Consider the following 24724-nt stretch of genomic DNA (forward strand, 5'->3'; position numbering starts at 1 on the left):
GCTAGGCGGCGAGGGGTGCCGCCGGTCGAGACGTTAGCGGCGGTACCGACATAACGGACAGACCCGGGAAGATGCGCCACCGGAATTGGGGGCCTCGCTATTTCGTCTGTACCGATCCGGTGCCGCACGGAACCGGTGCTTTGTGTTCGGGATCCAGTGCATTGAGCACCAATTGGATCGTGACGGGGTCGGACGTCATCGCCATGTGTTCGGCGAAGTCTGTCGGGCAGACATCTTGCAGGGTGATGTTGTCGACGTCGGGGCCGTTGAGGAAACCGGTGGTGTACGGCGTCGCGAACTCGTCGTACTTGGATGCGATGACGGTGTAGCTGACGCCGGGTTGTGTTTCGTCACCACTATTCAGTTGCGTGATGAATTCGGACGTCGGCAACTGTTCGGTGCAGGACGGGCACACCAGGGTGGTCGCCGGCGGCACGAGGGTGATCGGCAGGCCGACCAAACCCCAAGTGGTGCCGTGATTGTCGGGCGCGAGGCCGATGAGGGAGTGCACCTTCGCTACGCCGCCAAGGTTTTTCAGGTAGTACCGCGGCAGCATGCCGCCCTGCGAATGGCCGACGATATCGACCTGCTGCGCACCGGTTGTCGTGAGTACCCGGTCGATGAAGTCCGAGATCTTTTGCGCGGATTCACGCATCGGCCCGAGGCCGGACACCGTGCCACCCAGTCCGAGGCCGAAGTCGAGCGCGTACACGCAGTAGCCCGCCGCCGCGAGCCTCGGCGACATCGTGAACCAGTTGTCCAGGCGGTTCTCGAAGGTGCCGTGCGCCAACACGATTGGCCGCGGATGGGCGGCGCTCGGCTTGCAGGACCAGTCGTTCGCGCCCGGCGGCGGTGGTACGACGTCCACCTCGGACGATCCCTGGACCGGCGCGGGCACGTCGGCGTAGGCGGTAGCCGACAGGCAGGTGAGCGCCAGCACGCTCAGGCCGGCCGCAGATAATCTGAAACCACGCACAAAAGCTCCTCATATCCGTTCGACGAGATACAGCGGCCACGTTGCCTGCAGGCCGCCGTGTGGAAATCCTTATGCGCGGATATCGATATGACAGGCAACGTGGGTTTTCGGCGTCAATATTCTGTTCGGAATAAGGCCTCGGGTAATTACGCGGGCCGAGCCTATCGCACCGCGCATTCACCGGCATCCGGTCCGCCGGGATCCACTTCACAGCGAACTTCAGATCGGATTGCCGCACAGTTTCACGACTGCGGGATTGGGCACTGTCACAAGTGGACGCCGACGCGGGCGCGGGAATAACGCCGTCGATCGGGGTGTTCGACATCACATGCCGAGACCCTTCACTGAGTCCGAACGTCAGGAATTCCTCGCAGGCAAGCACATTGCCGTGCTGTCGGTCGCAGCCGACGACGGCCGCCCGCCCGCCAGCGTCCCCATCTGGTACGACTACACCCCCGACGGCACCATCAGGGTCAACACCGGCGCCGAGCGCCGCAAGGCCAGGCTCATCCGCGAGGCCGGCGTGGTCACCCTCACCGTCCAGCGCGAAGAACTGCCCTACCAGTACGTCATCGTCGAGGGCACCGTCATCGACGCCACCACCCCCTCCCCGCAGGAAGCCAGAGTGGAGATCGCCACCCGCTACCTCGGCCCGGAGCAGGGCAGCGCCTTCGCCGCCCGCATGGACGGCACCCAATCCGTCCTCTTCACCATCCGCCCTGACCGCTGGATCTCCCAGGACTACTCGACCGACTGAAAGTCCCTGGGCCCCAACGGGAACCTGCCCGCAGGCCGAAACTGATTCGAGAAGCGCCGCTGATCCCCACCACCGGCGGCGCATCTCAGCGGCAACCTTGGCACCCCTAGCGGACAGAATCGTTCCGCTATCTCCGGCGGAATTACAGGTCGTTCAAGGAGGTTGGGGTGCCGAGGTCGGCGATTATTTCGGCGAGGGCGCGTAAGGGGGCGGATTCGGTGCCGGTGCGCCAGACGAGGGCGTAGGTGAGGGGGCGCATGTCGGGGATGGGGAGCCAGTTGATGTGGGGCATGGACCAGTAGTGGGTGACGTGGGCGGGAAAGCTGTGCACGATTTCGCCGGTGCTGACCAGGTCGATGAGTTCGTCGGGGCCGGTTACGCTGAGGCCGCGTTCGATTCGGCTGCCGTCGGGGGTGAAGAACGGTAGGTACTGGTCTTCCCAGTAGTCCGGCATGTCGGGGGCGGTGGCGTGTTGGAAGTCGGCGAGCATTTCCACCGATGCGTTGGAGCGCAAAGCCAATGGGTGATCGTCAGGGACGGCCAGGACGCGGGTATCGGTGAAGAGGATCGGGCCGACGGTGAGATCGGGTTCTTCGATAGGGAGCCAGATGATCAGGGCGTCGAAGTCGCCGTTGCGGAGTTTGCCGATCGGGTCGACGAAGGCGCGGCGCAGCTGTAACTCCCACTGGGGGTGCCGAGTTCGGAACGCGACCCAGTAGTGACGTAGTCCGACGGTGTTGAACGGCAGCAGCGCGACGCGCAGTCGCGCCGTTTGGTTGCGCGCCGCCATTCGAGCCCGCAGGATGCTGTCCTCCAACCCGGCGCGCACCGGGCCGAGGTCGTTGCGCAGTTGTTCACCGAGCAGTGTCAATCGAACAGACCGGTTGGTCCGATCGAAGAGCAGGCCGCCGATGTGACGCTCCTGCTTCTTGATCGCCTGGGTGATCCGCGCCGGCGTGACGCAGAGCCGCTGGGCGGTGCGCCCGAAGTGCAGCTCCTCGGCCAGCGTCAGGAAGATCTCGATGTCACGCAGTTCCACGAAGTCCCTATCTCGTTAACTCCGCGGTTAATGCGGCATTGCTGTTCTCGTCGTTGTTCGCTGCTGGCAGGCAGTACATCCTAAGACTCGAAGTCGAAGGTCACCGCGGCCGGCAAGGCATGAGCAACCACCGGCGACCGGCCCACCCGAGCAGCTCGGGCGTTCCGTGCTGCCCGGAATAAATCTTAGCACTAAGCTACTTGACGCTTATGTTCCTAGATGAGGAGTGATTGACATGGTGACTGTTGCCGGCCCCGCGGCCGCCGATTCTGTAGCCGAAAAGGTGCCGCTCCGAAGATGGTTCGCGGTCGCCGCGGTGGCGCTCGGCACCTTCTCGGTGGTGACCTCCGAGCAACTGCCCGTCGGGCTGCTCACCTCGGTCAGCGGTGCGCTCGGTGTCTCGCCGGGGACGGCGGGCCTGATGGTGACGGTGCCCGGACTGGTCGCCTCGGCGACGGCACCCATCTTGCCGGTGGCGATCGGGCGGTTGGACCGCCGCGTCGTGCTGCTCGGCCTGATCACCTTGATGGTGGCGGCGAATGTGCTGGCCGCTTTCGCGCCGAACTTCGGTCTGCTGCTGGCCGCACGTTTCCTGGTCGGCATCGCCATCGGCGGTTTCTGGGCGCTGGCCGCGGGGATCGCGGTGCGCATGGTGCCCGCGAAGTATGTTCCGCAGGCCACGGCGATCGCGTTCGGCGGCGCCACCGCGGCCAACGTACTCGGCATCCCGGCGGGGACGCTGATCGGCGAGTTGACCGACTGGCGGATCGCCTTCGGGCTGCTCGGCGGGCTGGGCCTGCTGGTGGTCGTGGCACTGCTGTGGCTGCTGCCGCGGATGCCCGCGACTGAGCCGGTGCGACTACGCACCCTCGGCGAGCAGTTCCGCAACCCCGTGGTCCGCGCCGGAGTGCTGGTGACGTTCCTGATGGTGAGCGGCCACTTCGCCGCGTTCACCTTCGTCAGCCCGATCCTGCAGTCCGTCTCGGGCATCGACAAGGCGATGGTCGGCCCGGCCTTGCTGGCCTTCGGCGTCGCGGGCATCGCAGGCAACTTCATCACCGGGGTGGCGGCGGGCCGCAACATCCGCACCACGCTGATCACCATCAGCACGGTGCTCGCCGTTGTGCTCGCCCTCGTCGCGCTCGTCGGCGGCACCCCGATCACCGGCCTAGCGCTGCTGATCGTCTGGGGCCTGGCCTTCGGCGGCATCCCGGTGGGCGTGCAGACCTGGATCCTGCAGGCCGCGCCGGGCTCCACCGAGGCGGCCACCGCGCTGAACACCGCGATGTTCAACCTGGCCATCGCGCTCGGCGCGCTGTTCGGCGGCATCATCGCCGACAACGTGGCGCTCTCGGCGGTGCTCTGGTTCGGTGCGGGGCTCAGTATCCTTGCGTCCCTGGTCGTTTCGACCACCCGGACTGCGCGCTGACGCAGGGTGCCCTGCCTGGTCGAGGGGTCAGGCAGGGCATCTCACGGCGTTCGAACCGGTTGCCCGGCAGTCCGTTCGGTGCGGGTCAGTACCGACCAGTCCCCGGCGTACAGCGCGCCTCGCGCGGTGACCGGCACCGGCAGCCGACTACTCATTGCCTGCTGTGCGGCCGCCAGGTCGCCGGGATGGTGGCCGAGCACGGTGGCACCGGCGACGCGCCCGTGTGACAGGATCAGCCGCCGATAGGAGTCGGGGCGATCGATGACGATCACCTCGTCGCCCCACTCCGGTTCGACCTTTCCGGTCGAGAACAACTCCAATCCAACACCTTTCAGGATCATGGCGGGCACGGCACCGGCGAGCGGCCGGTCGCCGCCGAGTGCGTTCACCGCGGCGATCTGCGCCTGCTCGGCCGCGACCGGCCACAGCCCGGAGACCTGTCCGTCGAGTTCGGCGATGTCGCCGGCGGCGTAAACGTCGGGGACGCGCGTGCGCATCCGATCGTCCACCAGGACACCGCGTTCGACGGGCACGCCCGCGCTACGGGCCAGATCGATATTCGGCCGGATGCCGGTGGCGGTCAGGAAGAGGTCGCAGTCGATCTCGCGGCCGTCCCGCAGCACCACCCGGCGCACTGCGGGATCGCCCAGGACGCTGACGGTTTCGGCATGCCGCAGCACCTGGATGCCGGTCCTGGTGAAATGGTCGAGCACCAATTGCGAACAGCGAGCATCGATCTGCTTGGCCAGTATCCGGTCGCCGCGATCGAGCACGGTGACCTGCAAGCCGAGCAGGTGCAGCGCGTGCGCGGCCTCCAGGCCGAGCAGCCCGCCACCGGCGACGACCGCGGTGGCACAGCGGAATTGCTGGGCGTAGGAGCGGATCCAGATCGCGTCACCGGCCTCGCGGAGCACGAAACAGCCTGGGCGCGACAGTCCTTCGATGGGTGGCAGTGCGCTGCTCGCGCCCATGGCAAGGATCAAGCGGTCGTAGGGGAGCGCCTCGCCGGTGCCGAGGAAGACCCGGCGGCCCGCGAGATCGATACTGGTGGCAAGGGTGTTCAGCCAGGTGGTGATCTGGTGATCGTCGTACCACTGCTCGGGTAGTAGGTGCAGGCCCTGCATCGCCGAGCGCCCGTACACCAGTCGCGAGATGCCCATCCGGTTGTACAGCGGGTGGGATTCCCGTCCGACGAGGTGGATTTCGCAGTCGGGGTGGTTGCGCCGCAGGAAGTCGGCGGCGGTCACGCCCGCGATGCCGTTGCCGATCACCGCGACGCTGACGATGGACCGATCGAAGCGCGTCGGTCGCAGTCTGTTCGCGCTGCCGGGTTCCGGTGTCAACGACACCTCGACGTTGCCGGTGCTGATCCGGGCGCAGCAGGCCATCCGAGTGTTGTCGGCGAAACCTAGGCGCCGCAGGGTGTTCCGCTCGTCCTGACCGGGCGGTGACAGGCAGGACATGCCGTCGAGCACCGCGACCGGATCCGCGCCGCAGACGCCCATGCGGCAGCCTGCTTCGATCGGCTGCTTACCCCGTTCGGCGACGTCGAGCAGACTCATCCCACTGTCGGCGTCCACCTGAACGCCGTCGAAGGTGACCGAAGCCGCTGGCGCGCTGGATATTTCCGGGTCTCGTGGCCGCACCTTCGGCAGCGACAGCAGGACCGGTTCGGTGCGTGTTCCGGTGCTGAGCGCGAATTGCAGTTCGACGACCCGGGTCCTGGCGATCCAGACGATCGTGGCGACCAGGATCGCGAGGCTGATCGGCCAATGCAACCACGGTGCGCTGAGCCCGGTGACCGTCGCGAACGACCGGGCCAGCGTCACTCCGGCGAACCAGTAGAAGATGTTGAGTGCCAGCGCCGAATAGCCGGCGCTGATCGTCGCGACGCTGAGCGGTGTCATCGCCTCCAGGGCGAAGAACAGGCCGACCGCGACGATCATGAACAGCCCGAGCACCGAATACCGCTGCACCAGGCTGGTTTCGGTCTTCCCGGCCAGGGTGAAGAAGCCGAGGACGAAGCCCGGTAACGCGGCCGCGAACAGCTTGCGCGGCGCGCTCCAGGCCAGTTCCGGATCGTTGAGATCCGATTGGTAGGCGGCCCGCGGTTTCAGGTCGAAGCAATTCTTGGCGCAGCCGACGCACGGCTCGCAATGACTGTTGGGCACGGTGACGAACGGTGTCTGCCCGTAGGCGCGCTGCAGCGGGAACAACGGGCAGATGCTGCTGCACCAGCCGCTCTTGCCTTTGAACAGCACGCCACCGGTGAAAGCGGCGACGGCGACCAGTAATAACACGATGCCTGCGGCCGCGCCGTTGCGATCCAATCCCGCCAGCCTGGCCCCGGCGATGCCGAAGAACAGCGTGGTTGCCCCGAGATAACCTCGGGCGTATAGCCAATCGGGCGGATTCTTGCCGCGGGTGAAGCGCAGTACCCGCGGGATCTGGTTCGTCGCGGCCAGTGGGCAGCTGTTCCGCCACAGTCCCGGCGCGATCAGAAATAGTCCCGGTAATAGCGGAACCACCACCCCGAAGAAGACGAACAACCCGCCCGCGGGTCGAACGAACATCGCGACGATCATTTCGAAGTAGACGGCCATGCTGGCGATTCGCACGAGGTGCCACATTGTCCGTGGCATGCGGGTGGGTAGTTCGGTGGCGGCGGGGAACAGATTTCGTTTCCCGGTCGGATCGATGCCCAGCATCCGAGTGGCCAGGGTGAGCAACGGCGACGGTGGCGGATCGACCGGAGGTGCGGGGGCGGGGGGTTCGCTCGGCATGTCCGGATCGATCCGGGCGAGCGGTTCGGTGACCGGCTCGTACAGCACGATGATTTCGGTGTCGCCGAGTTGCACCGTGTCGCCGGTGGTCAGCGCGGCGCGTCCGGTGAGCGGGACGCCATTGACCGTGGTGCCGTTGCGGCTACCCAGGTCGACCACCGACAGCGCCGTCGGGCTCGGCACCAGCCGTAGGTGTCGCGGCGAAATGGTGGCGTCGCGCAGTTGCTCGTTGTCGCCGTTGCGGCCGAAGGTCACCGGGCCGCTCAGCATGAGCCGCCGGGCGGCTCGCCCCGGTTCTCTGATCTCGATCAGCGGCGGACCGCTCAGCATGCCGGTACGGCCGCCGAATCTTCGGAACCCATTGTGCCAGTTGGCTGTTCGATCGGGCGGTGCGCTCATGCGGCACCGCCACTGGGCAGCGCTCGGCACCCGCTGCCCTGATCCCCAACCAACCGGCTCCGCGCATGGGCGCGCGTTTGTACCACTCTGCACATCCGGTTTGACCTCGATCGTCAGGTAAGTCAGGCGTCAGCGCGTGCACATGCGAACAGCGCTGACTGCCTGTTATCCAATGGTGATGAACTAGCGACCGATCCGCGATGGGACTTGTGTATAAGAGTACGCGAATTCATATGTCAATGCTGTGAATTCGCCGCCGGTTCAAGTGTCCGTGGCTTGCGCCTCGTGGCGTGCATTCACAGGCCGTCCGGTTCGGTCTGCGTGGGTGACCCGTTCGCGCTTCTGATCACCGGTGGTGTCGGGTACCCGGACCAGGTCCGATACCCCGCTGGTTCGGCTGCGCGCCAGTACTTCTCGACCTCGGCCAGCGTCTGGTCCGCGTGCTAAGTCTGTCAAGGGGGATCGCCATTTGCCAGCGCGTTGTCATGGCGTGTCCGATGGCGTGCGGGAGTCATGTCCGAATTCAGTTACCGCGCCTTCATTTCTTGAAGTAGCGAGCGCGATTACTAATTCAACGGCAAGGTCGAAAGAAGTCCGGGATGGTACTTCGACTTCATTCGCTGAAGTTCGCCGCAGGCGTTACCTGAAAACGACCTGCTGAGCGGCTATTCGAGCGATACGCCGTGCCGACCTCGCGAAGCGCCGGTTCGGTGCGGGCGTACCGCTCTATCCGGGCGCGGCGTGGTTACAGTGACGTGCGGCAAACCACGCTCGCGATGGATGCGGGCCGCGCAGGAGGAGGCGTCATGGATACAGGGGTCGAGGTGACACCGGTGCATTCCGCATCGGGCGCGGATCGACCGGTGCGGACCGCCGTCGTGGTCGGGGCGCTCGGTGTGGTGTTCGGTGATATCGGTACCAGCCCGATCTACACGATCCAGACGGTGTTCAACCCCGGCGATCCGCATCCGGTGCCGATCGGCACGGACAACGTGTACGGCGTTGTGTCGGTGATCTTCTGGTCGGTGATGATCATCGTCACCTTCACCTACATCTCGCTGGTGATGCGGGTGAACAACGACGGTGAGGGCGGCATCATGGCGCTCATCACGCTGCTGCGGCGGCTGGGTGGCGGGCGCGGTGGCCGGGCCGCCACCTTGCTGGCGGGGGTCGGGATCTTCGGTGCCGCCCTGTTTTTCGGCGACAGCATGATCACTCCGGCGATTTCGGTGTTGTCCGCGGTAGAGGGCCTGAAGATCGTGCAGCCCGGGCTGGAAGACCTGATCGTGCCGATCACTGCGGTGATCATCATCGTGCTGTTCATGGTGCAGCGGCGCGGCACGGCGGCGGTCGGCCGCCTGTTCGGGCCGGTGATGATCCTCTGGTTCGGGACGATCGGCGTGCTCGGTATCTCCGGCATCGCGCGGCATCCGGAAATTCTGAAGGCGCTGTCGCCGACCTATGCGGTGAGTTTCATGTTCGGGCACTTCAGTATTGCCTTCTTCGCTCTGGCCGCGATCGTGCTCGCCATCACCGGCGCGGAGGCCCTGTATGCCGACATGGGGCACTTCGGCCGAAAAGCCATAACCCGCGGCTGGCTCGGGCTGGTGCTGCCCGCATGTGTGCTGAGCTATCTCGGACAGGGTGCGCTGATTCTGGGCGACGAAAGCAACGTCGGCAGTCCGTTCTTTCTGCTCGCGCCCGGCTGGGCGCGGTTGCCGCTGGTGTTGCTGGCGACCGCCGCCACGGTGATCGCCTCGCAGGCCGTGATCACCGGCGCTTACTCGGTGGCCTCGCAGGCCGCGCAGCTCGGATATCTGCCGCGGCTCCGGATCGCGCACACCTCGGAATCGACCATCGGGCAGATCTACGTGCCGTGGATCAACTGGGTGCTGATGTTCTCGGTGCTCACGCTGGTGTTCTCCTTCCGCAGTTCCGCGGCGCTGGCCTACGCGTTCGGCATGGCGGTGACCGCGACGATCTCCATCACGACGCTGGTGTTCTTCTATCTCGCCCGGATCAAGTGGAATACGCCGCTGTGGCTGGTGCTGCTCGGCGCGATCCCGTTGCTCGCGGTCGACGCGATGTTCCTGGCGGCGAACATGACCAAGCTCGTGCACGGCGCCTGGCTGCCGCTGCTGATCGGGCTCACGGCGTTCACGGTGATGAGCACCTGGGCCCGCGGTCGCGACGTGGTCACCCGCGCGCGGGAGGCGAAGGAGGGCCCGCTGCGCGAGTTCGTCGACGAATTGCAGGACCGCAAGCCGCCTTTGGTGCGGGTCCCCGGCACGGCGGTGTTCCTCAACCGCGGCAAAGCGACCGCGCCGCTGGCGATGCGGGCCAACGTCGAGCACAATCACGTGCTGCACGAGCACGTGGTGATCCTGGCGATCGACACGCTGCCGGTGCCGAGGGTGCCCGACGCGCAGCGCACCGAGATCGACGCGCTCGGCTACGTCGACGACGGAATCATCCATGTGACGGCACATTTCGGCTACATGGAGACGCCGAACATCCCGGGCATCCTGCGCCTGCTCGATCCGGCGCAGACCGAAGGGCGGATCTCGGTCGACGACGCGTCCTACTTCCTGTCGAAGATCGAGCTGAAGCGCGGACCCGAACCGACGATGGCGGACTGGCGCAAGCGATTGTTCATCGCGACGTCCTACATCACCGCCGACGCCGCCGAGTACTTCGGGTTGCCGGGGGAGCGGACCGTGATCATGGGTGAGCGGGTCGAGGTGTAACGCGCAAATCTGTTGTCGATCAGCGTGATACCGAGTACGGACCGGTCGGGACTGGTTCGTACCTCGGCCGCCGCGCGATGGCTGTAGGTCGTTTGGTGGACATCGCGTTCCCGTGCGTATCGATAAGCTGTTGTTACGCAGAAGCTTTCGTGATGCGCGAGACTGGTGATCCGAAATTGACGTGTTCGACGGAATGACGAATCGTCTCGACCCGACGCTGCTCGGCCGGGTCGAGCATCTGAAACAACGCGTCACCGCCGCCGAGGAGTCGGGTTCGCTCGATGAGGTGCGCGCGACCTTGGCCGAATTGAACCTGTTCGTCCTGGAATTCGTGCCGACGATGGGCGCCGATCTCGAGAAGTCGTTGATCGGCACACAGGTGCTGCGCTGGGCGATTGTCCTGGAATCGCAACTGCCGGAGTGCAATTGGTTCCGGGTGGCGCTGACCGCGACGATGCATGCCGGCGCCTACGCGCACGCGGTGGCCCAGTTCTGGCAGCATGACGAAACCCAGATGCCGCTGCGCGCGGCCAATCAGCTCGCCTTCGAGCTCGGCGCCTACGCGAATCACCGCTGCTCGATGCCCGCGTTCGCGCCGATGCTGCTGGAGAACGTCTCGGGCAGCCTGTATCTGGCGACGCAGGTGATGACCGCCATTCGCGCGTTCGACCCCGACCCGCAGCAGCTGATCGAACTCTCGCAAGAGGATCAGCACTGGGGCGCGCCCCTCCGATCGGAGCAATTCTGGGATCACCGGGACAGCGACACCCGAATGATCAACCGGCAGTTGGAGGAGTTCCGGGCCCGCCAGGTGAAACAGGTGGAGGCGGCACCCGTCCACCGCATCACGCTGGAAGCCGATGCCCGGCACTGTGTTACCGAGCTCGCGGCGATGCGCTCGGGACGTGACATCGTCTACGTCGTCGCAACTCCGGTCGGCGGCGCGGCATTTCGCACCTACGGTGACAGCGCACGTATCGGCCGAACCGTCAGCATCGACCTTCCTCGCTTCACGAGCGAGCGGGTGCGCGCGTGGCAGGCCCGTCTCAGCGACCTCTACCGGCGGCGGGAGATCGACGGTCCGGGTGCCGCGATACTGCACAACGAACTCACCGAGGTCCTGACCGAACTCGGCGCGGCGAGCCTGGCGGTCGTCCGAGCGCACTGGCCCGACCTGACGGCTTTCGCGCTCGCCCCGGTCGGCGCGGCGGCCACCCTGCCGCTCGGCGGCGCACTGGTGGACGAGCGGCCCGCCCAGTTGCAGTTCGAGATGACCGTCGTACCCAGCGCGAGCATCTTCCTTTCCGCCACTTTGCCGCCCAGACCGACCTCGCGTCTCGTAGTGGTCGCGGCGGACCCGTCGACCGGCGACGACTTCCTGCCTCACATCGGGCCGGAAGGCGACGCGATAGCCGCGATACACGGGACACAGGCGGTGAACCCGCGACCACCCGGCGCTGCTCCGCACCCGCACGACGCACCTGCTCGCATCCGCTCGATGACACCGAGCAGACAACGCGAAATCGCCGACTACCAAGCCCTTTACCTGGGAGCACCACACCCGGACGGCGGCATCCTCGACACCATCGAACAGGCCGCCGTCGTGCACTTCGCCTGCCATGGTGTGCTGGTCCAGGAGCCGGTGTTCAACTCGGTGCTACTCCTCGGCGAGAACCCGATCTCACTCAGCGAATTCCTCGTCCGCCCGGTGGCACCGGGCGGGGTGATCGTCCTGTCCGCCTGCCACGTCGGAGGAGCGGTGACAACCCTGCCGAACGAACTACTGGGCTTCCCAGCGGTGTTCCTGTCGGCCGGCGCACGCACCGTAATCGCTTCCGCGCTACCGGTTATCGATTCCCGCGCGACGATCGCGTTCCTGGCAGATCTGCACCGCGCACTGCAGGCGGGCGACGAAGGTCGCGTCGCACTCGGCGCGGCGATCACGGCATCGTTCGAGCGCGGCGATCGCAGCTTCACCTGGGCCGGTTTCACCGCATACGGTGCGTAAACAGCACGGCACCCCGCGAACTGCATCAGTTCGCGGGGTGCCGCACGAGTTGACCGATCAGGCCAGGTCGAACCGGTCGAGGTTCATCACCTTGTCCCACGCGGCGACGAAGTCCTGCACGAACTTCTCCTTCGCGTCATCGGTGGCGTAGACCTCAGCGAGCGCGCGCAGCTGCGAGTTGGACCCGAAGACCAGGTCGACCCGGCTGCCGGTCCAGGTGGTCGCGCCGGTGGCGCGGTCCTTGCCCTCGTAGGTGCCCTCGTCGGCCGAGGTCGGCTCCCACTTCGTGCCCATGTCGAGCAGGTTCACGAAGAAGTCGTTGGTCAACGACCCCGGGGTGGCGGTGAAGACGCCGAGCGAGGACTCGTGGTAGTTCGCGCCGAGCACGCGCAGACCGCCGATCAGGACGGTCAGCTCGGGTGCGCTCAGCGTGAGCAGGTTCGCCTTGTCGATCAGCAGGTACTCGGCGGGCAACTGGTTGCCCTTGCCGAGGTAGTTGCGGAAGCCGTCGGCGCTCGGCTCCATCGCGGCGAAGGATTCCACGTCGGTCTGTTCCTGCGTGGCATCGGTACGACCCGGGGCGAACGGCACCTCGATGTCGAAACCGGCGGCCTTGGCGGCCTGTTCGACCGCCGCGACGCCGCCGAGCACCACGAGGTCGGCGAACGACACTCGCGTGTTCCCGGTCTGCGCCGAGTTGAACGCCTCCTGGATGCCTTCCAGCACGGGCACCACCAGCGTGAGCTGATCGGGCTCGTTGACGTCCCAGCCGCGCTGCGGCTGCAGCCGCAGGCGGCCGCCGTTGGCGCCGCCGCGCTTGTCACTGCCGCGGAACGAGGACGCGGCGGCCCACGCGGTCGAGACAAGTTGCGGCACAGTCAGACCCGACGCCAGGATCTGGCTCTTGAGGGTGGCGATATCGGCCGCCCCGATGAGGTCGTGCGTCACCGCGGGAACCGGATCCTGCCAGAGCAGCGTCTCCTGCGGGACCAGCGGGCCGAGGTAGCGGACGATCGGGCCCATGTCGCGGTGGGTCAGCTTGTACCAGGCCTTCGAGAACTCCGCCGCGAGCTCTTCGGGGTGGTCGAGCCAGCGACGGGTGATCTGCTCGTAGATCGGATCCACGCGCAGCGAGAGGTCCGTGGTGAGCATGACCGGGGTGTGCGACTTCGAGGAGTCGTGCGCGTCGGGCACGGTGCCCGCGCCGCCGCCGTCCTTCGGAATCCATTGCCACGCACCGGCGGGGCTCTTCGTCTTCTCCCACTCGTAGCCGTAGAGGGTCTCGACGAAGCTGTTGTCCCAGGTCCGCGGGGTCGGCGTCCAGGCGCCCTCCAGACCGCTGGTGATCGCGTCCTTGCCGACGCCGGTGTTGAAGGTGCTGCGCCAGCCGAGGCCCTGCTCCTCCAGCGGGGCGGCCTCGGGCTCGGGGCCGACGTGATCGGCCGGGCCCGCGCCGTGCGTCTTGCCGAAGGTGTGGCCGCCCGCGATCAGCGCGGCGGTCTCGATGTCGTTCATCGCCATCCGGCGGAACGTCTCGCGGATGTCGGTGGCCGCGAGCAGCGGATCCGGATTGCCGTTGGGCCCTTCCGGATTCACGTAGATCAGACCCATTTGCACTGCGGCGAGCGGGTTTTCGAGGTCGCGCTTGCCGGTGTAGCGCTCGTCGCCGCCGAGCCAGGTGTGCTCGGGACCCCAGTAGACGTCCTCCTCGGGCTCCCACTGGTCGACGCGACCGCCACCGAAACCGAAGGTCTCGAAGCCCATCGACTCGAGCGCGACGTTGCCCGTGTAGACGATCAGGTCGGCCCAGGACAGTTTCTTGCCGTACTTCTTCTTGACCGGCCAGAGCAGGCGGCGGGCCTTGTCCAGGCTCGCGTTGTCGGGCCAGCTGTTCAGCGGCGCGAACCGCTGCATGCCCGCACCGGCTCCGCCGCGGCCGTCGTTGATGCGGTAGGTGCCTGCGGCGTGCCAGGCCATCCGGATGAAGAACGGACCGTAGTGGCCGTAGTCGGCGGGCCACCAGTCCTGCGAGGTCGTCATCACGGCCTCGATGTCCTGCTTCACCGCGGCCAGATCGAGCGTCTTGAATTCCGCAGCGTAGTTGTAGTCCGCGTCCATCGGGTTGGCGACGGCGGGATTCTTCTGCAGGATCTTCAGGTTGAGCTGGTTCGGCCACCAGTCACGGTTGCTGCCACCCTCGGTCGGGTACTTGAGGCGGGCAGACGTTACGGGGCAACCGCTTTGCGCGGGCTCCGTGCTGGCCTCTCCGATGGGCGGGGTTTCCTCGGGCACGGCAATTCCTTTCGGGAGTGAGTGAATCGGGCTGTGTTCACGGGTTGGGTAGCGACGCCGGTAGCGCCGCGCAGGCCGGGCATAGGCCCCAGTAGATGACCTCGGCCTCATCGAGGACGAAACCGTTGTCGTCCGCAGCGGTCAGGCACGGCGCCTCGCCGACGGCGCACTCGACGTCGACGATGACGCCGCAGGACCGGCAGACCAGGTGGTGGTGGTTGTCGCCGACGCGCGTCTCATAGCGCGCCACGGTGCCCATCGGCTGGATGCGCCGGAGCAGTTTCGCGGCGGTCAGTGCGCGCAGCACGTCGTATACCGCCTGGTGCGAGACCGCGCCGAGGGTCTGGCGCACGTGGCCGAGGATGGTGTCCGTATCGGCGTGGGGGTGGGCGTGCACGGCGGTGAGCACCGCTAGTCGCGGTGCCGTCACCCGCAGAGCCGCGCCGCGCAGCATCCGCTCGAATTCGGCTGAGTTGGACACGTTCCGAAGTATTACTCATTCAAGTCTTGGCCGCGGCGGTTTCCGGAAATTCGTGCCGAGATGCGGGTCTGCCCAGGTGGACCCGCATGGGACAAATGTCTAAGACGCTGGTATTCTCCTCTGATGGGCAATCGCGAAGACCTGTTGGCCGGAGCGCGCAAGGCCGTGCTCGAACGCGGCCTCGCCAAAACCACCGCGCGCGATATCGCGGGCGCCGCCGGGGTCAGCCTGGCCGCCATCGGCTACCACTTCGGTTCGAAGGATCGGCTGATCACCGAGGCGATCGCCGAGGGGCTCGGCGGCGAGGTCGGCGACGGCATGGAGGCGGCGATCCGGGCCGGGGGCGCGGGGAGAACGCTGCGGGAGTCGGTGGCGCCCACCTGGGCCGGGCTGCTCGAGGTGATCCGCACCAACCACGAGGCGCTGCTGTTGAGCGCGGAGAACGGCATGCTCATCGCCCGGTCGCCCGAGTCGAAGGAGTTCATGGCGCAGGCCACCGAGACCGCGATCAGCGACCTCGCGGACGTCTTGCGCGAGACGCATCCCGAGGTGTCGGTCGAGCAGGCGCGAGCTGTCGCCACGCTGTACTTCAATCTTTTTCAAGGGTTCGCGATGACGCAACTGATCGCGCCCGCCGCCGCGACGGTGGACGGCGAGCAGCTCGCGCTCGCGGTGGAAGCATTGTGCGACATGTGATTACGCGGCCGCGACCTGTGCGCTGATCTGGGTCAGCACCGCCTCGACATGATCGGTGAGGAAGAAGTGCCCGCCGTTGAACACCGTCATCTCGAACCGGCCGCTGGTGTGCTCGGCCCAGGCCTGCGCTTCGTCGAGGGTCACCTCGGGATCGTCGTCACCGGTCAGCACGGTGATCGGGCAGGTCAGCGGCGGTCCCGGTCGCATGCGGTAGGTCTCGACGGCCTTGTAGTCGCCGCGAATCGTCGGCAGGATCAGGCGCAGCATTTCCGCGTCGTCGAGGACCTTGGCGTCGGTGCCGCTCAGTTGCCCGATCTGCTCGATGAGGGCGCGGTCGTCGAAGCGGTGGAAGTTGGTGTCGCGATGCCGGGACGGTGCCATGCGGCCGGACGCGAACAGGGCAAGCGGATGCGCGCCTGTGGCCGATAGTCGTTGGGCCACTTCGAATCCCAGCGTGGCGCCCAGGCTGTGGCCGAACAGGGTGAACGGCCGGTCCAGCCACGGAGTCAGCTGCTCGACCACCAGGTCGGCCAGTTCGTGGATGTCCTCGACGCACGGCTCGTTGCGCCGATCCATCCGGCCCGGGTATTGGATCGCGAGTACGTCGATGTCCGGGGACAGCGCACGGGAGACCGGAAAGTAGTAGGTGGCCGAGCCGCCGGCGTGCGGGAAGCAGATCAGCCGGGTCGCGGCGTCGGGGGCCGGATGGAAGCGTCGGACCCACGCATCGGTTTTCGCCGTGCTCATTCGTCACTCCCTCACTGTGTTTCCTCGAACCAACCCAGTATTGCCGGGAGTCCGCCGACGCGCACGGTGTCCGGTGTCCCGGCTACCAGCAGACCACTACTTGGGCACGGTGCGAATCGCTGTGGCGGAGTGGAGGTTCCGGCGCCTAAGTGCGGTCGAGTGGGTTGGCCGAGACTCGGGTGGCCATTCCGCTGCGCAGGGCCGCCGCGGGCGAGCTGGTCGGTTTACGACCGGCCTGGGCCTGGAAGCAGGCGAGAAATTCTTCGGGAAGCCCGAGTCGGGGGTGGCGTTCGAGAACGCTGCTCCGGAACTCCGGCGGCAGCGCGTCGCATCCTCGGCCCGAGATGTCCACCGAGGTCCCGTGTTCCAGCAGATGGCCTTCGGGGTCGATCGCGACGTCGACGCTGTCCGCCATGTGCGCGACGATCACCTCGGAGACGCGCACCCGCCGTGGCACCGGCCAACCGGCGGCGGCGCCGAAGACCCAGGCCAGGTGGCCGCCGGAGATCTCGAACGAGAGACTGGCATTGTCGAACTCGTCGACCAGGCCGAGGTCGTGCAGCAGCGCCGCGACATAGAGCAGTTCGGCGTCGAAGTCGATGCCGTTCAGCTCGGCGTGACCCGCGGACCACAGATTCGAGCGGATCGAATGGTTGAACAGGGCGGGCGTGCAGTAGGCCGCCGCGACTTCGGTCGCCGCGCGGCAACTCACGGAATCCGGAATCGTGATGTCTTCGAGCTTCACGGGCTTATTGTGCCAGGCGGTTCTGCACAGGATCTCCACGTTTGACGCCAGGGAACTGCACAAGCGTTGCCTAAGTTTGCCTTCAAGTTCGCCGCCGGGCGAGCCGACGAGCAGGGAGGCCGGTATGCAGGGTGTGGACGAGTTCTCGCGGTGGGCAACCGAATTCGAGGCGAAACAGGTCGCGCGGGCGGCGGCGGGGGATCCGGATTGGGCGCGGGGTGCGCGGCTCGATCCGGCGGTGGCGCGCAGCGTGCAACGGTTCCAGGTCGGCGAGAGTGGGGACGGGGCGAATCTGATCGCGAAGGCCGGAGCAGCAGGAGATCCGGCGTACTCCGCCGCCGTGCGGCTGTTCGTCGCCGAGGAGATCAATCACGCGCGGATGTTGGGTTTGCTGCTCGAGGCGGGCGGGTCTGCGACTATTCACGCGCACTGGAGCGACACGGTGTTCGTTCGGCTCCGGCGTGCGCTGGGTCTGCGGCTGGAATTGATGGTGCTGATGGTCGCCGAGGTGGTTGCGCTGCGGTACTACCGCGCACTGCGCGACGGCACCGATGATGCGTTGACCGCTCAGGTCGCCGGGTTGATCCTGAACGACGAATTGCGGCACGTGCCGTTCCATTGTCACCGGCTGCGGGTCGCGTTCGCGAACACCTCCGGCCTGGCCCGGCTGATTCCGGTCTTGCTGTGGTGGATCGTGCTGGTCGGCGCCACGATGGTGGTCGCGGCGGACCACGGGCCCGCGTTGCGGCAGCTGGGTGTCAGCCGCGGCGGGTTCGTGCTCGATGTCATCGCCTTGTTCAAAGGTATTGTGCCGACTGCTGTTTCGACGGGCACCCGGGCGATCCCGGACAGCGGGCCGGTGCCGTTGCGTGCGGCGCTCGGGTTCTCGAAGCACTGATATCGGATGAAACCGACACGCTGATCCGGCCGCATGCGCCCGGCGAGATACGCCGCCGCGCACCGGTTTTGGTTTGCCAGGCCCGCCTGTTCTGGCAGGGTGTCAGATGTGACCGAGTTCAGCGACAGGGGCAAGCTGATGTACCTGGTCGAAATCTCCGAGGACGACCGGGGTAGCCCGCTGTGGTGGCAGGTGACCAACACCGGTGGCGCCGCGCAGGTAGCGGCCGCATTGGTCGAGATGGCGGTCCGCCTGGAGCTCGAGTTGCCCTACCATCCCAGCGAGGTCCGCTGCTGGTACCGCTACGAGGTGAGCTGGCCCGACGGTGTGATCCTGGAAGGCTTCGAGGGCGCGGTCGAACCCCTGCTCATCCCCGATGACCTCCGCGCGCTCGCCCGCTCGGTGATCTCGGTGACCGTCCGCGATCGGCGACGACGTATCGAATAGTGGCTCACGGCTTTGCATCCCATCATCGGATGATCGGGGTTAAGGTGCGGGATGCGTCGAAAGACGGCGGGGTGGGGTGTAGCCAAGGTCCTCGGAGACCGCAACGCGGGACTTTATCTCAGCGGAGTGATTGTCTCCGGGTTCGGCGACTCGGCGATGTTGCTGGTCGCCGGGGTCTGGGTCAAGTCGCTCACCGGCTCCAACAGCCTCGCCGCCCTCGTCAATTTTTGTGTGTGGCTCCCTACGCTTTTCGGACCTGCGATCGGCACGGTTGCCGACCGGGTCCGACGGCGCCGGCTGTTGATCGTCACCAAACTGACCCTGGCCGCGGTGCTGACGGTGTTGTTCGGCCTGCACTCGCGCGAATGGGTGTGGTTGCTGTTCGCGGTGCTCACCGTGGTGGGGATCGGGGCGGTGCTCGCCGACGCGGCGGAGATCGCGTTGGTCGCCACCGCCGTGCCGGCAGAATTGCGCGCGGACTTCAACGGGCTGGTACGCACGGCGATCGAGAGTATGAAACTCGTTGCGCCCGCGGCCGGAGTCGGCATTTTCGTCGGCTTCGGTGGCACCGCGGTCGCGCTGCTGGACTCGGTGACCTTTCTGCTTGCCGCCGCAGCGTTCGCGTTCCTCCGAATCCATGAGCCGCCACCTGTCAAGCCGATCGGCCGGACTTGGCGGGCCGAGCTTGCCGCGGGTGTCCGGTATATCGGGCAGCACCGGGCGCTGCGCTCGTTGGTCCTCGCGGGTGGGATGACCATGGCGGCGTCCAGCCTGAGTAGCAGTGCGACCTTCGCGATGCTCGACACGGGTCTGCATCGTTCCGCCACCTTCGTCGGTGTCCTGACGCCGGTGCAGGGGCTCGGGTCGGTCGTGAGCGGTCTCCTGGCCGGCGCATTGCTCCGGCGAACCTCCGACCGGACGTTCGCAGCGTGCGGCATCGCCCTTTTCGCACTCGGCGTTCTCGCGCGAACAACCCCGTGGTTTCCCGTTGTCCTCGGCGGCAGCCTCGCGATCGGTCTCGGACTGCCCTGCCCGCTCATCACCGCGTTCACCGCGGTACAGCGCGACACTCCGAACGAGCTGCTCGGTCGGGTCGCGGCCACCACGAATACCTTGGTCTTCGCGCCGATTACGGTGGCGCTGCCGCTGGGCAGCGCGATGGTGGCCGCGTTCGACTACCGAGTGCAGACCGTCGGCGCCGGGATACTGGCATTCGCGGCAGCCGCCGTCGTACTGATCGGGGAGTGACTACGGGACGCCGACCGGGGTCAGGCAGCTGGCCGGCGGGTCGATCTGGATGCAGAGGGCCGGGGCGCGGGTGGGGCGGTAGTCGGCGGGGACGCCGCCGTCGCCGATGAGCTGGGTGTAGGTGCCGACGGCGTCGGTGGGGCGGCGGCCGAGGCCGGGGTCGGTGCGCACGTCGACCGTGTAGAGGCCGAATCGTGGTGTGTAGCTGCCCCATTCGTAGTTGTCGGTGAGGCTCCAGTAGTTGTAGCCGATGACGTTCATGCCGTCGGCCTTGGCGCGCTGGATCCAGTAGACGGTGTCGCGCAGGTGATCGCTGCGGGAGTAGCCGTCGGCGCGCGGGCGGCCGTTGTCGGTGGGCATGCCGTTCTCGACGATATAGAGCGGCTTGCCGGGGAAGCGGCGCGAATAGTGTTGCAGCGCATAGTAGATGCCCTCGGTGCGCAACGGCAGATCCCAGATGTTCATGCCGGGCAGGTTCGGCGCGGCGGAGCCGAGGGCCCGGGTGATGGAACTGAGCAGCGATTGCGCGGGATCGAAGGCGAAGTAGTAGTCGATGCCGACATAGTCGAGCCTGCCCCCGATGCGATCGAGATATGGCCCGTTGACCTGGTCTTCCGAGCCCGCGACATAACCGACGTTGCTGGTCACCTGCGCGCCGGGCTGGACCTGGTGGATGTAGTCGTAGATGGCGTTGTGCGACTGTGCGATCCGGTCCAGCATGTCACCGGGATTGGTGGCGTTCAGCCGGACTTCCTGCGAGACATAGGCGGCGGGCTCGTTCACCGTGACCCACAGCGGGTTACGGGAGGCGTAGTGATCGACCACCCTGCGCATGTTGTCCAGCCAGTCGCCGACCATGCCCGGATTGCGCCAGCCGCCGCGGTCGGCCGCCCAGCCCGGGTACACCCAATGGTCGAGGGTGATCATCGGCCGCATCCCGGCCTGTTCGATCTTCGCGATGACGGCATCGTAGAAACGGAATGCGTTCTCGTCCCAGACTCCTGGCGCGGGCTCCACCCGGGCCCATTCGATCCCGATCCGGAACACCCGCACACCGAGCCCGGCCGCGGCGTCGATATCCGAGGCGTAGCGGTCATAGAAGTCGACCGAGTCCTGCACCGCGTCGTAGTCGGGGTGCGCGGGGATGTAGCGCGTCCAATTGCTGTCGGTCGCATGGCCTTCGGATTGGAATCCGGAGGACGCCACGCCCCAGAGAAAGCCGCTGTCCAGCGGCGCGGCGGCCGGCTGGATCGGCGGGGCCGCAGAAGCGTTCGTGCACAACATCATCGTCGACGCAGCGGCGGCGAGTACGGCCAAGGCATACCTACGGAACCGGAATCGCATCACCTCAGGGTAACTGGATGCGCGCCAGGGACAGGTGGATCGCACGATAGTCGGTGCTCGTCTCCGCGAGTCGCCGCCCCGTGGCGCGCAAATGTGGCAGGGACGCACACGGTTTCGCGCATCGAAGGTTCTGGTACTTTGGACGAAGATGCCGGAAACCCGCCAGGTCTCAGCCGAGTTCGATTTCGACACGACCAAGCACGGCCGGATGGGCCATGGGACGCATATCGCCGTGCATCGGCACGGACAGTTCCTGTATCCGTCCACCGGTGTGCTGGCGACCACGACCGAACTCGGCACCTGGGTGGCACCCGCGGATCGGCTCACTTGGACGCCGCCCGGATTCGAGCACAGTCACCGTGCGTACGGGGAAAAAGTCGTCGTCGGGGCCGGGCTCGCATTGTTCGTATGATTCGCACTGTGGTGACATTGGATGAGGTGGTGGCGTCGTTCTGGGATGACTCCGGGTATGGGGTTCTCGGTTCGTTGACCGATGCGGCGATTCGGGAGGCCGAGGAGCAGTTGGGGGTTGCGTTGCCCGGGTCGTTGGTGCGGCTCTTGCGGGTGCAGAACGGTGGGGCCGTCGCCGAGCGGTGGAGTGCGCTGCCGGTTTCGGTGCCGACGCTGGGGTTCGATCCGTACGTGCCGTTGGACGAGGTCATGGGGATCGGTCGGGCCGACGGCCGTTTGACGTTGTTGGATACGCCATATTTGGTGGAGGAGTGGGGGCTGCCCGCGCCGATTGTGCTGCTGGATGGGGACGGGCACTACTGGGTTGGGCTGGACTATCGCGGTTGTGGGCCGCAGGGTGAGCCGTCGGTGGCGTTGTTCGATGCGGATCGGGAGACCTCGGTGGTCCTCGTGCCGGACTTCGAGACGTTCCTGCGCGGACTGACCTCGGCCGAGGCGTTTGAATGAAACTGCCCGAGCTTCCTGATCTGCCGGTTCGCGGTGCGCTCGATCGGATTGTCGGGACGTTGGCGGAGCGCGAGACCGCGGTGCTGGTCGCGCCGCCGGGGACCGGGAAGACGACGTTGGTGCCGTTGGCGTTGGCGGCGGGGACTGCGGGGCGGGTGTTGGTGGCCGAGCCGCGGCGGTTGGCGGCTCGCGCGGCGGCGGGGCGGATGGCCTCGCTGCTGGGGGAGTCGGTGGGGGAGACCGTCGGGTATTCGGTGCGCGGGGATCGGCGGGTGGGGAAGGGGACACGGATCGAGGTCGTCACGTCGGGGTTGCTGGTGCGGCGGTTGCAGGGCGATCCCGAGTTGGCGGGGGTGGATGTGGTGGTGCTCGACGAGTGCCACGAGCGGCATCTCGACGCGGATCTGTTGCTGGCGTTGCTGCTCGATGCGCGGGCCGGGTTGCGGCCGGATCTTCGGGTGCTCGCCATGTCGGCGACTGTTGCGGCTGAACGGCTTTCGGTGCTGCTGGGGGCGGCGCCGGTGCTGCAGGTCGAGGGGCGGACCTATCCGGTTGAGATGACGTATGTTCCGTCGTTGCCACGGGAGCGGGTCGAGGCGCAGGTGGCTCGCGCGACCCGGGCCGCGCTCGCCGGAACCGACGGCGACGTGCTGGTCTTCCTGCCCGGTGCGGCCGAAATTCGCCGGACGACAACACTTCTGGCCGACCTGGACGGCGTGGACGTGGTGCCGTTGCACGGCAGGCTCTCCGCCGCCGGGCAGGACACGGCGTTGCGGCCAGGGCCGCGGCGGCGAGTGGTGTTGTCCACGGCGGTCGCGGAATCCAGCTTGACGGTGCCCGGCGTGCGGGCGGTGGTGGATTCGGGACTGGCGCGGGTGCCGCGCATCGATCGGGGGCGCGGACTGTCCGGCCTTGCGACGGTTCGAGTTTCGGCGGCGGTGGCGGAGCAGCGCGCCGGGCGGGCCGGGCGGGAAGCGCCGGGCCGGGTGTGGCGCTGCTGGCCGGAACATGAAAACGGCACGCTGCCCGCGTATCCGGAGCCGGAGATTCGGACGGCGGATCTGACCCGGCTTGCGCTGGAACTGGCGTGCTGGGGCACGGCCGACGGTCATGGTCTGGCCTGGTGGGATGCGCCGCCGCCCGGCGGGCTGGCGGCGGGCCGGGAGGTGTTGCGCGCGTTGGGCGCCGTCGACGAGGACGGCGCGGTGACAGATCGGGGGCGGCGCATCGCCCGGATCGGGTTGCACCCCCGGTTGGCACGGGCATTGCTCGACGGGGCGGCCGTGGTCGGTGCGCAGGCGGCGGCGGAAGTGGTGACCGTCCTCGACGACGACACCCTGATCGCCGGAGTCGATCTCACGGCAGGTCTGCGGGTGCTGCGGCGCGAGCGACCGGCGCGCTGGCGGCGTGAGGTCGAACGGCTGGCCCGCCTGGTCGATGCGTCGGACGGCGTCGACGATCCGGCTTTCGTTGTCGCACTTGCTCATCCGGAAAGACTGGCGCGACGACGCGGTCCGGGATCGTCGAGCTACCTCATGGTCGGTGGCACCGCGGTGACGTTGCCGCCCGGCTCCGGCATGGGCGATGCGGAATGGCTGGCGGTCGGCGTGGCAACGCGCGATCCGGGTCGTTCCGACGGGTGGATACGGTTGGCCGCGGTCGCGGACGAACAACTGGCCCGCCGTGCCGCGTCGAGTCTGCTGACGACCGTCGACGAGGTCGATTGGATCGACGGCGAGGTGGTCGCCCGTCGAGTCGAGCGACTGGGAGCGATCGTGTTGTCGGAGAAACGGATTCGCGAACCAGATCGCCAATTGCTCGCCGCCGCACTGCGTCGCGGACTGAGCGCGACCGGTCTCGGCGTGCTGCGCTGGAATGCCGACGCGATCACCTTCCGTCAGCGTCTCGAATTCCTGCATCGCGTCTTCGGAAGCCCTTGGCCCGCAGTCGATGACGAGTCGTTGCTCGCCGCAGCCGACAGCTGGCTCGGTCCCGAACTGGCCACCGCGCGCAACCGCGCCGACCTCGAACGCATCGACGCCGGCCAGGCCCTGCGCCGCCTACTGCCCTGGCCCGAGGCCACCCGCCTGGACGAACTCGCGCCCGAACGTTTGCTGGTCCCGTCCGGCAGCCGCCCCCGCCTCGACTACTCGACCGACCCGCCGGTCCTCGCGGTCAAGGTGCAGGAAGTCTTCGGCTGGACCGATACCCCGCGCCTGGCCGACGGCCGCGTCCCCATCCTGCTGCACCTGCTCTCACCGGCCCAACGCCCGGTCGCGGTCACCGCCGACCTGACCTCCTTCTGGCGCACCGGCTGGCCCCAGGTCCGCGCGGACCTACGCGGCCGCTACCCCAAACACGCTTGGCCGGAAGACCCCACCACCGTCCCCGCCCATCGCGGCACCGCCCGCAACGCAGGCCGCGGTTAGCCGGGGTCCACCGCCAGCATGCCGAACCGACTGACATTCGCGTGGTTGTGCCCATCCGGACTGGTGATCACGACCTCGGTCGGATTGGTCAGCGCGATACAACAGTAGTTGTCCCGATCCTGCTGAATACTGATCGACAACAGCCGCCGATTAACCGACTGCTGCCAATCCTCCATGCACTCGAACAACCCACGCATAGAAGGATTTTCGAAGTAGATAAGATTGCATTTGTTCATATCCGACATGAGACGTTCTCCATTCGTGCCGCAGGGAAGTCCGCACCATCCCCTCGCATCCATCGTAGAACGCCACGAATGTTGCTCTAACGCAATGTATTCAGA

Annotated in this window: 20 protein-coding genes; 11 read left to right on the forward strand and 9 right to left on the reverse strand. The window is 66.9% G+C overall.

The window, feature by feature from the left end; genetic code table 11:
• Positions 1-97: 97 nt before the first annotated feature.
• Complete coding sequence (locus ACFWF1_RS28905; RefSeq protein WP_379288379.1) at positions 98-976, reverse strand: esterase/lipase family protein; 879 nt, start codon at positions 974-976, stop codon at positions 98-100.
• 328 nt (positions 977-1304) lie between these two features.
• Between ACFWF1_RS28905 and ACFWF1_RS28910 the strand changes: the two genes are divergently transcribed.
• The gene (locus tag ACFWF1_RS28910; protein WP_379288377.1) at positions 1305-1733 is read left to right on the forward strand and encodes a pyridoxamine 5'-phosphate oxidase family protein; all 429 of its coding nucleotides are present in this window, start codon (positions 1305-1307) and stop codon (positions 1731-1733) included.
• Positions 1734-1875: 142 nt separating this feature from the next.
• Here the strand turns inward: ACFWF1_RS28910 and ACFWF1_RS28915 are convergent, their stop codons facing one another.
• Positions 1876-2772 carry a LysR family transcriptional regulator gene (locus tag ACFWF1_RS28915; protein WP_379288376.1) on the reverse strand — a complete coding sequence of 299 codons (897 nt, stop codon included), beginning with the start codon at positions 2770-2772 and terminating at the stop codon, positions 1876-1878.
• Positions 2773-3007: 235 nt separating this feature from the next.
• Between ACFWF1_RS28915 and ACFWF1_RS28920 the strand changes: the two genes are divergently transcribed.
• On the forward strand, positions 3008-4201 hold the full coding sequence (locus ACFWF1_RS28920; RefSeq protein WP_379288374.1) for an MFS transporter: 1194 nt from the start codon (positions 3008-3010) through the stop codon (positions 4199-4201).
• Positions 4202-4242: 41 nt separating this feature from the next.
• Here the strand turns inward: ACFWF1_RS28920 and ACFWF1_RS28925 are convergent, their stop codons facing one another.
• A complete protein-coding gene (locus ACFWF1_RS28925) occupies positions 4243-7383 on the reverse strand; it encodes an FAD-dependent oxidoreductase (RefSeq protein WP_379288372.1) in 3141 nt (1046 codons plus the stop codon).
• A gap of 806 nt (positions 7384-8189) precedes the next feature.
• Between ACFWF1_RS28925 and ACFWF1_RS28930 the strand changes: the two genes are divergently transcribed.
• Positions 8190-10130: a potassium transporter Kup gene (locus ACFWF1_RS28930; protein WP_379288370.1), complete on the forward strand. Its 1941-nt coding sequence runs from the start codon at positions 8190-8192 to the stop codon at positions 10128-10130.
• A 193-nt stretch (positions 10131-10323) separates the two neighbouring features.
• Positions 10324-12138 carry a CHAT domain-containing protein gene (locus tag ACFWF1_RS28935; protein ID WP_379288368.1) on the forward strand — a complete coding sequence of 605 codons (1815 nt, stop codon included), beginning with the start codon at positions 10324-10326 and terminating at the stop codon, positions 12136-12138.
• A gap of 57 nt (positions 12139-12195) precedes the next feature.
• Here the strand turns inward: ACFWF1_RS28935 and katG are convergent, their stop codons facing one another.
• Together katG and ACFWF1_RS28945 are read right to left on the reverse strand one after the other, a co-directional pair.
• Positions 12196-14430 (reverse strand): catalase/peroxidase HPI, encoded by a 2235-nt coding sequence (katG, locus tag ACFWF1_RS28940; RefSeq protein WP_379288367.1) that lies wholly within the window; start codon positions 14428-14430, stop codon positions 12196-12198.
• Between the two features lie 37 nt (positions 14431-14467).
• The gene (locus ACFWF1_RS28945; RefSeq protein ID WP_379288365.1) at positions 14468-14911 is read right to left on the reverse strand and encodes a Fur family transcriptional regulator; all 444 of its coding nucleotides are present in this window, start codon (positions 14909-14911) and stop codon (positions 14468-14470) included.
• A gap of 123 nt (positions 14912-15034) precedes the next feature.
• Between ACFWF1_RS28945 and ACFWF1_RS28950 the strand changes: the two genes are divergently transcribed.
• Positions 15035-15607, forward strand: coding sequence for a TetR/AcrR family transcriptional regulator (locus ACFWF1_RS28950; protein ID WP_379288364.1), 573 nt, complete (start codon positions 15035-15037; stop codon positions 15605-15607).
• Here the strand turns inward: ACFWF1_RS28950 and ACFWF1_RS28955 are convergent, their stop codons facing one another.
• The gene (locus ACFWF1_RS28955) at positions 15608-16354 is read right to left on the reverse strand and encodes a thioesterase II family protein (protein WP_379288362.1); all 747 of its coding nucleotides are present in this window, start codon (positions 16352-16354) and stop codon (positions 15608-15610) included.
• A 145-nt stretch (positions 16355-16499) separates the two neighbouring features.
• Complete coding sequence (locus tag ACFWF1_RS28960) at positions 16500-17099, reverse strand: HD domain-containing protein (RefSeq protein ID WP_379288360.1); 600 nt, start codon at positions 17097-17099, stop codon at positions 16500-16502.
• Positions 17100-17223: 124 nt separating this feature from the next.
• Here ACFWF1_RS28960 and ACFWF1_RS28965 point away from each other — a divergent pair, with 124 nt between their 5' ends.
• The 3 genes from ACFWF1_RS28965 (at position 17224) to ACFWF1_RS28975 (ending at position 19692) form a co-directional block, all read left to right on the forward strand.
• Complete coding sequence (locus ACFWF1_RS28965; RefSeq protein WP_379288358.1) at positions 17224-17997, forward strand: ferritin-like domain-containing protein; 774 nt, start codon at positions 17224-17226, stop codon at positions 17995-17997.
• Between the two features lie 108 nt (positions 17998-18105).
• The gene (locus ACFWF1_RS28970) at positions 18106-18444 is read left to right on the forward strand and encodes a hypothetical protein (protein WP_379288356.1); all 339 of its coding nucleotides are present in this window, start codon (positions 18106-18108) and stop codon (positions 18442-18444) included.
• Positions 18445-18495: 51 nt separating this feature from the next.
• On the forward strand, positions 18496-19692 hold the full coding sequence (locus ACFWF1_RS28975) for an MFS transporter (RefSeq protein WP_379288355.1): 1197 nt from the start codon (positions 18496-18498) through the stop codon (positions 19690-19692).
• Here ACFWF1_RS28975 and ACFWF1_RS28980 read toward each other — a convergent pair whose 3' ends face one another.
• A complete protein-coding gene (locus ACFWF1_RS28980) occupies positions 19693-21036 on the reverse strand; it encodes a family 1 glycosylhydrolase (protein WP_379288353.1) in 1344 nt (447 codons plus the stop codon). It lies immediately after the preceding gene.
• 148 nt (positions 21037-21184) lie between these two features.
• Between ACFWF1_RS28980 and ACFWF1_RS28985 the strand changes: the two genes are divergently transcribed.
• Genes ACFWF1_RS28985 through hrpB form a run of 3 tightly spaced genes read left to right on the forward strand, consistent with a single transcriptional unit; the run spans position 21185 to position 24383 of the window.
• Positions 21185-21448 (forward strand): hypothetical protein, encoded by a 264-nt coding sequence (locus ACFWF1_RS28985; RefSeq protein ID WP_379288352.1) that lies wholly within the window; start codon positions 21185-21187, stop codon positions 21446-21448.
• Positions 21449-21456: 8 nt separating this feature from the next.
• Positions 21457-21954: an SMI1/KNR4 family protein gene (locus ACFWF1_RS28990; protein WP_379288350.1), complete on the forward strand. Its 498-nt coding sequence runs from the start codon at positions 21457-21459 to the stop codon at positions 21952-21954.
• Positions 21951-24383 (forward strand): ATP-dependent helicase HrpB, encoded by a 2433-nt coding sequence (gene hrpB, locus ACFWF1_RS28995; RefSeq protein ID WP_379288348.1) that lies wholly within the window; start codon positions 21951-21953, stop codon positions 24381-24383. Before ACFWF1_RS28990 ends, hrpB begins: the two co-directional genes overlap by 4 nt.
• Here hrpB and ACFWF1_RS29000 read toward each other — a convergent pair.
• The gene (locus tag ACFWF1_RS29000) at positions 24380-24628 is read right to left on the reverse strand and encodes a hypothetical protein (protein ID WP_379288346.1); all 249 of its coding nucleotides are present in this window, start codon (positions 24626-24628) and stop codon (positions 24380-24382) included. The two genes, hrpB and ACFWF1_RS29000, sit on opposite strands and share 4 nt — an antisense overlap.
• Positions 24629-24724 lie beyond the last annotated feature (96 nt).

Origin of the sequence: Nocardia sp. NPDC060255, from assembly GCF_042727395.1 — a bacterium.
Classification (GTDB): Bacteria; Actinomycetota; Actinomycetes; order Mycobacteriales; family Mycobacteriaceae; genus Nocardia.